General features: G+C 58.9%; 8 protein-coding genes and 1 tRNA gene. 7 read left to right on the forward strand and 2 right to left on the reverse strand.

The window, feature by feature from the left end; all coding sequences use genetic code 11:
* The 5 genes from BLX41_RS19980 to BLX41_RS20000 form a co-directional block, all read left to right on the forward strand.
* Positions 1-210: cysteine-rich CWC family protein (locus BLX41_RS19980; protein ID WP_123726282.1), on the forward strand; the 210-nt coding region annotated here is incomplete at its 5' end.
* A 33-nt stretch (positions 211-243) separates the two neighbouring features.
* Complete coding sequence (locus BLX41_RS19985; protein WP_123726283.1) at positions 244-936, forward strand: 16S rRNA pseudouridine(516) synthase; 693 nt, start codon at positions 244-246, stop codon at positions 934-936.
* Between the two features lie 326 nt (positions 937-1,262).
* Entirely contained in the window at positions 1,263-2,147 is an 885-nt protein-coding gene (locus BLX41_RS19990) for an alpha/beta fold hydrolase (RefSeq protein WP_123726284.1), read from the forward strand.
* A 156-nt stretch (positions 2,148-2,303) separates the two neighbouring features.
* Positions 2,304-2,377 (forward strand) — tRNA-Gly (locus BLX41_RS19995).
* Positions 2,378-3,361: 984 nt separating this feature from the next.
* The gene (locus BLX41_RS20000; RefSeq protein WP_259745029.1) at positions 3,362-3,928 is read left to right on the forward strand and encodes a Panacea domain-containing protein; all 567 of its coding nucleotides are present in this window, start codon (positions 3,362-3,364) and stop codon (positions 3,926-3,928) included.
* 472 nt (positions 3,929-4,400) lie between these two features.
* On the opposite strand, the gene BLX41_RS20005 is transcribed toward BLX41_RS20000, so the two are convergent.
* Both BLX41_RS20005 and BLX41_RS20010 read right to left on the reverse strand, forming a co-directional pair.
* Complete coding sequence (locus BLX41_RS20005) at positions 4,401-5,480, reverse strand: phage portal protein (RefSeq protein WP_123726285.1); 1,080 nt, start codon at positions 5,478-5,480, stop codon at positions 4,401-4,403.
* Positions 5,480-7,237, reverse strand: coding sequence for a terminase ATPase subunit family protein (locus tag BLX41_RS20010; RefSeq protein ID WP_015634867.1), 1,758 nt, complete (start codon positions 7,235-7,237; stop codon positions 5,480-5,482). Before BLX41_RS20010 ends, BLX41_RS20005 begins: the two co-directional genes overlap by 1 nt.
* 155 nt (positions 7,238-7,392) lie before the next feature.
* Here BLX41_RS20010 and BLX41_RS20015 point away from each other — a divergent pair, with 155 nt between their 5' ends.
* Positions 7,393-8,253 carry a GPO family capsid scaffolding protein gene (locus BLX41_RS20015; protein WP_123726286.1) on the forward strand — a complete coding sequence of 287 codons (861 nt, stop codon included), beginning with the start codon at positions 7,393-7,395 and terminating at the stop codon, positions 8,251-8,253.
* Between the two features lie 44 nt (positions 8,254-8,297).
* A partial coding sequence (locus BLX41_RS35825; RefSeq protein ID WP_259745030.1) for a phage major capsid protein, P2 family occupies positions 8,298-8,492 on the forward strand: 195 nt, incomplete at its 3' end.

Consider the following 8,492-nt stretch of genomic DNA (forward strand, 5'->3'; position numbering starts at 1 on the left):
CCTGACCTTTGCCCGGCCTGCGGTGCCCGCAACGACTGCACCCTGGCCGATCCGCGGACGGCGGACCAAGCCTGCTGGTGCTACAGCGTAAGCATCGACCCGGCAATCATCGAAGCCTTGCCGCCACAACTGCGCGACCGCTCCTGCCTGTGCCCCCGCTGTGCCGGGGTCGAGGCGCAGTTGCGCGCCGGCACCTTGCCACGTTCCTGAACCTCCTCACCTTGCCCCCAACCGCCGATCACCATGCGCATTGACCGTTTCCTCAGCAACCTGCCCCGCTTCAACCGTCAGCAGGTGCGCCTGCTGCTGGTGCAACGCCGCATCCGCATCGACGGCCAGCCAGTGAGCGACCCCAAGGCCGAGGTTCGGGAGTTCAGTCGCGTAGAGCTGGATGAGCAAGTGCTCCAGGTCGGCAAGCCGGCGCGCTATTTCATGCTGCACAAACCCATGGGCTGCGTCAGCGCCACCCGAGACCCCGAGCACAAAACCGTGCTGGAGCTGCTCCACGAGCCGGATCCCCAGGACCTGCACATCGCCGGGCGCCTGGACTACAACACCACCGGGCTGATGCTGATCACCAACGACGGCAGCTGGTCGCGACGCTTGACCCAACCGCAGACCAAGTTGCCCAAGCTGTACTACGTGGAGACCGAGGAGGAGATTGGCCCCGAGTACATCGAGACCTTCGCCCGGGGACTGTATTTCGCCTTCGAGGACCTCACCACTCTGCCCGCGCAGTTGCAGATTCTCGGCCCCCGCAGCGCCAGACTGAGCATCGTCGAGGGGCGCTATCACCAGGTCAAACGGATGTTCGGTCACTTCAACAACAAGGTTGTGCGCCTGCACCGCGAACGCATGGGACCTCTGGTGCTGGATGAATGCCTTGCCCCCGGCGAATACCGCCCCCTCAGCGCAGACGAAATCCGCCTGATCTGAGGCCGCTTCCCCTCTGAATGACCGCTGGGCAGAAGCTGTCGAACAATTTGTCCAATGCACTTGCAGGTTCGCGGTTGCCCTGCTTGAATCAGTCCGTCGGCCGAATTGTGACCGATGAGTCACTAACACACATCTAAGAAACCTTTTGCCGGCCTGAGCCCTGCCTGCTCTGCATTCAACCCGGTAAATCGCCCGCCTATAACAACACCCGTCGACCTGCATTACCGGATCGACATGGGCTCCCATTCCAGGCGTATGCCTACCTGTCACATTGCCCGTGCACACTCAATGTTGCGCGCATACCCGCTTGCCAGGAGTCTTATGACATGAGGCCAGAAATCGCTGTGCTGGATATACAGGGTCAGTATCGGGTTTACACGGAGTTCTATCGCGCAGATGCCGCAGACAAGACCATCATTCTGGTCAACGGCTCGATGGCCACCACTGCGTCCTTTGCCCAGACCGTGAAGAACCTGCACCCGCAATTCAACGTGGTGCTCTACGATCAGCCCTACGCGGGCCGGTCCAAGGCCCACAACAGGCATGAACGGATGCTCACCAAGGAAGTGGAGGGGCAGATCCTGCTGGAGTTGATCGAGCACTTCGCCGCCGAGCATGTACTGTCGTTCTCGTGGGGCGGCGCGGCGGCCTTGCAGGCCCTGTCCCAGCGTCCACGACGCATCGAAAAGGCGGTGATCAGCTCGTTCTCGCCGGTGATCAACGAACCCATGCGCGACTACCTGGAGCGCGGCGTCGACTACCTTGGCAGCCTCGACCGCCATCGCGTCGGCCACCTGGTCAACGACACCATCGGCAAGCACCTGCCATCGCTGTTCAAGCGTTTCAACTATCGCCATGTCAGCAGCCTGGCGGAGCATGAGTACGGGCAGATGCACTTCCACATCAGCCATGTGCTCAACGGCGATCGCCAGTGCTACTTGCGGGCGGCGAAGAACATCCAGGTGCCGGTGCTGTTCATCAACGGTGAATGGGACGAATACACCTCGGCCCATGACGCCCGTCTGTTCGCCAACCACGTACAGCACTCAAGCTTCAGCACCATCCAGGCCACCGGGCACTTTCTCGATATGGAACACAAGGCGGCCTGCCGCGACAGTCGCCAGGCACTCATGGGTTTCCTCAAGCCAGCCCAGTACGACAACCGCTCGCGTCCACACTTTGTTCAGGATCAGCATGCACGGGCCATCTGAAACCCCGTCGCCACAGGCCGTCACCCCGCCTTGAAAAACCCTGTTTTTCCTGGCACGTGACGCACCTGTGGCGACCTCAACCGACACGCAAGCACAAGTCAGATAAAGAAAAACTTCAAATCCCCAGCCACATCTGGTACAAAGTCAGCCGTTCGAGCGGGTGTCGTATAATGGCATTACTCCAGCTTCCCAAGCTGATAACGAGGGTTCGATTCCCTTCACCCGCTCCAAGTATTTCAAGGCCTCCAGCGGTGCATGTACATGACTGCAATCAGTTGGGGGCCGTTTCGGGGTCCGTTTGTGTGAATGCATGCACAAACAGCAGCGAGACCTCAGCCAGCACCGCCCCCTAGGTGCCTTCGGCGTTTCATGTTGACCCATCGGAAAAAGGTTAGGACGGTTAGTTTTTTACTAACACCGCTGGAGGCCTTGTGATATGCGGCTTTCAGCCGAGTGATAAAAGTTAGTTTTTGGTTAGGTCTGGGTTATTTTCTAACCTTTTGAGATGTTAATTTTAAGGTTTATAAACTCCTTTAAATTCAATAACTTACAGATTACTAACCTTAAACCTAACCTAAACTAACCCATGAAAGTTAGGTCTCAAGCCCAGTAAATCCGGGCCTTTCCCCCCTTCTCAGCAGCCTCAGAAAAAAACTAACCCTTTTCCCGAGGCTCCTCTCAGATTCGGCAGGCTATCCCCCTATCAGCAGGCGCTGAAAAAATGCCTACCTTCGCAGGGTTCCGCAGGCTTTTACCTCCTCAGGGACGTGCCAGAGCGCCCAGGCCGGCGCTGTTCTGAATAGGTTGCAGGGGTGCAGAAAAAGCGACCCATTTAGCCCGCAGGCGAGGTGGGGGGACGACGGCGCGCGCCGGGGTTGAATCCTTCAGAATACTGTATAGACATACAGTAAAATGAAGAGCAGAATGGCTGTGCATCACTTTTGAAGGGCCCGCTAACCAGAGGGCTACACTTACATAACGCAGCTACAGCAGTTTTCTGCAGAACCCTGACGACTGCCGCCTGTCGAAAAAACAGCAGCAAGCATGCCCAATGCCGAGCAAACAGGTGTCATAAAGCCATAAGTCATTGACAAGGCATTTGACTTGCAGATAATCGCCGTCCAGAGTTGTCTTAGGTTGTGGATAAGTACGTTTACAACCTGTGCGTAACGTTCACGGAAGATTGCTCCGCATGAACATGTCCGGAGAAAAAAATGGCCTTTAACGAAAGAAAAGCAGCCCAGATGGCCGCATTTTTCCTTCATCAAGGTGGAGGAAAGCTCGAAGTATTGAAGCTCATGAAGCTTCTTTACCTGGCCGACCGACAAGCAATGGATTGGTACGAGCAACCAATTTCTGGCGACCGAATGGTCTCCATGCCCAATGGCCCAGTTCTATCTCGCACCCTCGACCTGATGAACGGAAGTCGTCCTTCAGTAGATGACGGTTGGCAATGTTGGGTCGCAGATCGGGAGTCCTACGAGGTAGCGCTTCAAGCTTGCCATTTAGAGAATGGCAAGCTTCATTTAGGTGCTCTCAGCGAGGCTGAAATAGAAGTCCTCGGCGCAGTTTGGGCTGAGTTCGGCGGACTCGGAAAATACGATCTGGTGGACTACACACATTATCGTTGCGCCGAGTGGAAGGATCCGAGCGGATCATCACGTCCAATTAGCTATGCGGATGTGTTTTTGGCACTTGGCCGCGATGGGGAGCATGCAGAAGAAGCCGCTCAAGCCCTGGAAGGTCAAGACACTGTGGATAGGATATTCGCGAGCCTTTAATGTTTATAGCTACCCGTAGAGCTACTGTATTGGTTCCTAGCGGAACCCCCCAGAGACCTGACCTAAAACACTTGTTCATCCTCCTCAATGATCCAACCGGGGAAGATCAGCTTGTTCTGATCGTGAGTATCTCTACAGTCCGACCAGGGGGGAGGCACGATCAGACATGCCTCCTCTATCCCGGAGATCACCCCTTTATACAAGCACCTAGCTTTGTCATGTATGGGATGAGCCGACTTGAACCAGCAAAGAAGCTGATCAAGGCCGTGGACAAAGGTATTTTTGTCCCAAAAGCTCCAATCGATGGCGGGATTTTTGCCCGAATATGTAATGGAGTCCTTGACTCCGCATTTACAGCCCTAGAGTTCAAAGAGTTTTTTCGTAAAATTTGGACAAGATGAACTGAGGCCCAGCCAAGTGCTGGGCTTTTCTTTGGAGGTAAAATTTTGAGGTCTGATTTGGGCAGACCTACTTATCGACTGCGAGGAAGCTCTACTACCCCACCTGTGCCCAACTCAAACGGCTTGAACTTGACGACCTCTTCGCCAAGCCATTCATTGACCTGTGCCAGGCGCGCCTGCAGTGGCTCAAGTTCGTTGACCGCCCAAACCTCAGCAGCCTCCCGCAACGACCCAAAACCACCCGCGTTCTGCGGCACGATGCCCATCAACTGCGGCGGAATACGCAAAGCCGCGAGCAGGTCGTCGCGGCTGATGTTCTTGATTGAGCTGAATTCATCCTTCGCCGCAACCTCACTGACCGGGATCAGCTGGATGCCGTCCTTCTTCCCGGCGGGTGCGTAGACGAACAGGTTGCGGAAGTTGCCCGGGCCTTTCGAGTTCTTCAGCGCGGTACGCAGCGAATCGATGTCCTCTTCCTTCTGGGCCGCGTCGGTCATGTAGAGGATGAAACCTGCATGACTGCCGTTGTTGTAGTACTTGCGGCGGAACAGCGTGGCACTCTCGTTCAGCAGTGCGCTTTGCAGCGCCGCCAACCACTCCGGCAGCCCGTAGATCTCCTGGTTGATATCGGCCTCACGTAGGTGGCAGATGGAGCCCGGGGCAAATTCGTGCTCATCCTTCCAGCCCCGCACCTGGTAATAGGTCACCAGATCGGCACCGCGGCGCATGTACTTGGCCAGTGGCGGGACCAGGCCCAGAGTGTTGCGCAGCATGTTGTTGCGCTTCTCCAGGTAGCAGTTACCGCACCAGAGCCAGTCCAGGGCGAACTGCTCAAAGGCCTGGCGGCTGAGCAGCTTGTGGGGGATGAAGGTGCGGGCCAGCATATTGCGCTTGAAGTTCAGCCCAGACTGCAGATACACGCTGGCCCGGGTGGTCTTGGCCAGGCCATCCATGGACATCGGCGTTTCGTACCAGCGGCCGTTGAGCCAGCACTGTAGGTAGTCGAGGATCTCGCGGCCATCCAGCACCGGCGTCGGGTCGCCGAAGGTGAACGCCTCTACCGGGCCGGCCTGGGCCTGCAGGAGTTCCCCCTCCACTGCCGCCGAATTGTTGGCCGGTACTAGGTTTTTTCCGCGCGTGCGTCTGCTCATCAGTAGGACTCCATAAATCCAGTGTTCGCCGTGGTCTGCCCTTCGAGGGGTTCGTTGTGCAGGGCGTGGAAGGTCGCCCACGCCAAGTCGGCATGGCCGGTTTCGTCGGTGCGACCGGCCGTGTAGGTGAACTGGCGCCCGGAGGCGGTGACGGTCTTTCGAATGGCCATCAGCGACTGGGCCATATCCGTCCAACCGGCATCGAACTCCAGCCGGCCGTTCTTGATCACGTCGTAGGCCTTCAGCACCAGGCGGGTTTTAACTTCGGGCGAGTAGCTGAAGGTGGTGATGTTCGGGAAGAACGACTTAACCAGCTGCGCTACGCCTGAGCCCATGCCGGTTATGTCGATCCCGATGTAGGTCACCCAGTAGCGCTGGGTGACCTGGCGGATGGCCTCAGCCTGGGCCGCGAAGTCCATGCCCCGGAACTGGTGCCGCTCAAGGATTCGGAACTTGCCGCCGGGCACCATGGGGGGAGCGATCACCACCATGCCTGCGCTATCGCCGTTTTCCGCCGGGTCATAGCCCACCCAGACCTGGCGATCGCCGAACGGCCGCGCGGCGAAGGGTTTGTAGTCCTCTGCCCAGAGGTCCCAACTGTCCACCATGCAGGGCTGCAGCATCGCCAGCGGGAAGATGCTCGCCCCGTCGTCGATGAACTGGCACATCAGCAGGTTCTGGAAGGCCTCGGCGTCGTACTCAAGCCGCAGCTCGTCCAGGTCGAACAGATCACAGCCCCGCCCTTCCGCGTCCAGGATGGTGACGATCTGGCGCCAGATCCGGTCCTCGCAGAGCCGCCCCTGCTGTAGGGCGTTGTGGGACACGTCGAGCTTGATCCGCTGAGCCGCCGGCTTGCCCTTGTTAAAGCGCTCACCGGTCCAGAAGGTGTAGGCCTCATGCGCCATGCTCGACGGCGTCGAGAAGTAGGTCCGGCGGTATTGTTTCTGCATCGCCATGCCGCTGGCGACCTTGTTGAGTTCCTTGAACTTGAAGGTCCAGAAGAATTCGTCGAAGTAGAAGTTGCCGTGATAACCCTGGGCGGTACGGGCGTTGGTCCCCAGGAAGTGCAGCTCGGCGCCGTTGCCCAAGATGATCGGATCACCTGTCAGCTCGATACCGACCGTCTCACGGGCGAAGGCCTGGATGTAGGCCTTGAAGATGTGCGCCTGATTCTTCGAGGCCGACAGGAAGATCTGATTGCGCCCGGTGGTCAACGCATCGATCAACGCCTCCCGGGCGAAGTAGAACGTCGCGCCAATCTGCCGGGACTTGAGGATGGCGCGGGTACGCTGGTTGCCCGCCTTGTACCAGTCCAGCTGATAGCCGAAGCAGCCATCGATGAACGCCTCGGTCAGCTTTTCGATGTGTTCTTCATCGAACTCGTTGCGCTTCGGTGCCTTCTTCGGCCCCTCGTTACGCTTGGCCAGGTTCGGGTTCAGCTCGGTTTCGGTACCGCCCTCGGTAAAGCGCCGGATTCGCGCCTGGCGCTCCAGCTGGCGGTGCAGCAGGTCGATTTCCTTGTAGTCCGCCCCTGACTTGGGGTCCTTGAGGATCAACTGCACCAGGCGCGCTTCGGTGGCCGCTTCGATGCGCTCCAGCGGCGTCGCCCGGTCCCATTCGTCCCGGGCCTTCCAGCTGTGCAGGGTCTTTTCCTTCTCCCCGATCAGCTCGGCGATCTCGCACACGCGATACCCCTGCCAATACAGGTGTTTGGCGTGGCGGCGGTGATCGGTGGGCAAATCGACGATGGCATTCATGGCGCAGATGCTGCCGCCCGCGCGCGAACACTTCCCGCGCCGCCCCTTGTACGCCGCGGATCTACAACAGCGCCTCGTTGCCCGACTCGCCCGCGCTCAACAACATGCCCTCAACGCACAAAGCACCATCGCCACCGCATCGAGGACAGCCCGTCATGAGCACCACCGCCGCCAAGAAATTCCGCTCCAAGTGGTTCCGCATCGCCGTGGAAGGCGCCACCACCGATGGCCGGAACATCGAGCGCGCCTGGATCACGGAAATGGCCGCCCAGTACAGCCCGAACACCTACGGCGCCCGGATCAACTGCGAACACATCCGCGGCCTGGGTCCTGACTCCACCTTTGGCGCCTATGGCGATGTGCTGTCCTGCAAGGCTGAAGAGGTCGACATCGACGGCAAGAAGAAACTGGCACTGTTCGCCCAGATCGAGCCAACCGCCACCCTGATCGACCTCAACAAGCGCGGCCAGAAGATTTACACCTCCGTCGAGGTCAATCCGAAATTTGCCGACACCGGCAAAGCCTACCTGGTGGGCCTGGCGGTAACGGACAGCCCGGCCAGCCTGGGCACTGAAGCGCTCCAGTTCAGTGCACAACACGGCACCCTCGCAGGACGTAAGCAGGACAAGGAAAACCTGTTCTCGGAAGCCATCGAGGCGCGATTCGAATTCGAGGAAGTCGAGGACGAAAGCGGCAAGGTCGCAGGCCTGTTCAGCCGCGTGCTCGACCTGCTCGGTAAGAGCAAGGACAAGGAAGGCAAGGACGCCGCTCTATTCACCGAGCTCGGCGAGGCCGTCGAGGCCATGGCTGAGCATGTCGCCGGCCAGGGCCAGGCCTTCGCCGCCGAAAAGGCCGCCCGCGAAAGCCTGCTGGCCAAGCACGAGAAACTGGCTGCCGACTTTTCGGCGCTGGTGGAAAAACTCGAAAAGACGCCGGCCGGCACCAGCCAGCAACCGCAGTTCACCGCTCGCCCCGCGGCTACGGGTGGTGACGGGGCTCTCGTCACCGACTGCTGATCCCAACACGGACAACACCAAGCCAAGGAACATCGGAGAACACCATGCGTAACGATACCCGCGTCCTGTACAACGCCTACCTGCAACAACTCGCGCAGCTGCACGGCGTGAGCGACGTCACCACCAAATTCACGGCCGCCCCCAGCGTCGCCCAGACCCTGGAAACCCGCATTCAGGAGTCCAGCGCGTTCCTCAGTGCCATCAACATTTACGGCGTCTCCGAACAGTCGGGCGAGAAG

This window comes from Pseudomonas protegens, from assembly GCF_003732485.1.
In the GTDB taxonomy this organism is placed as follows: Bacteria; Pseudomonadota; Gammaproteobacteria; order Pseudomonadales; family Pseudomonadaceae; genus Aquipseudomonas; species Aquipseudomonas protegens_B.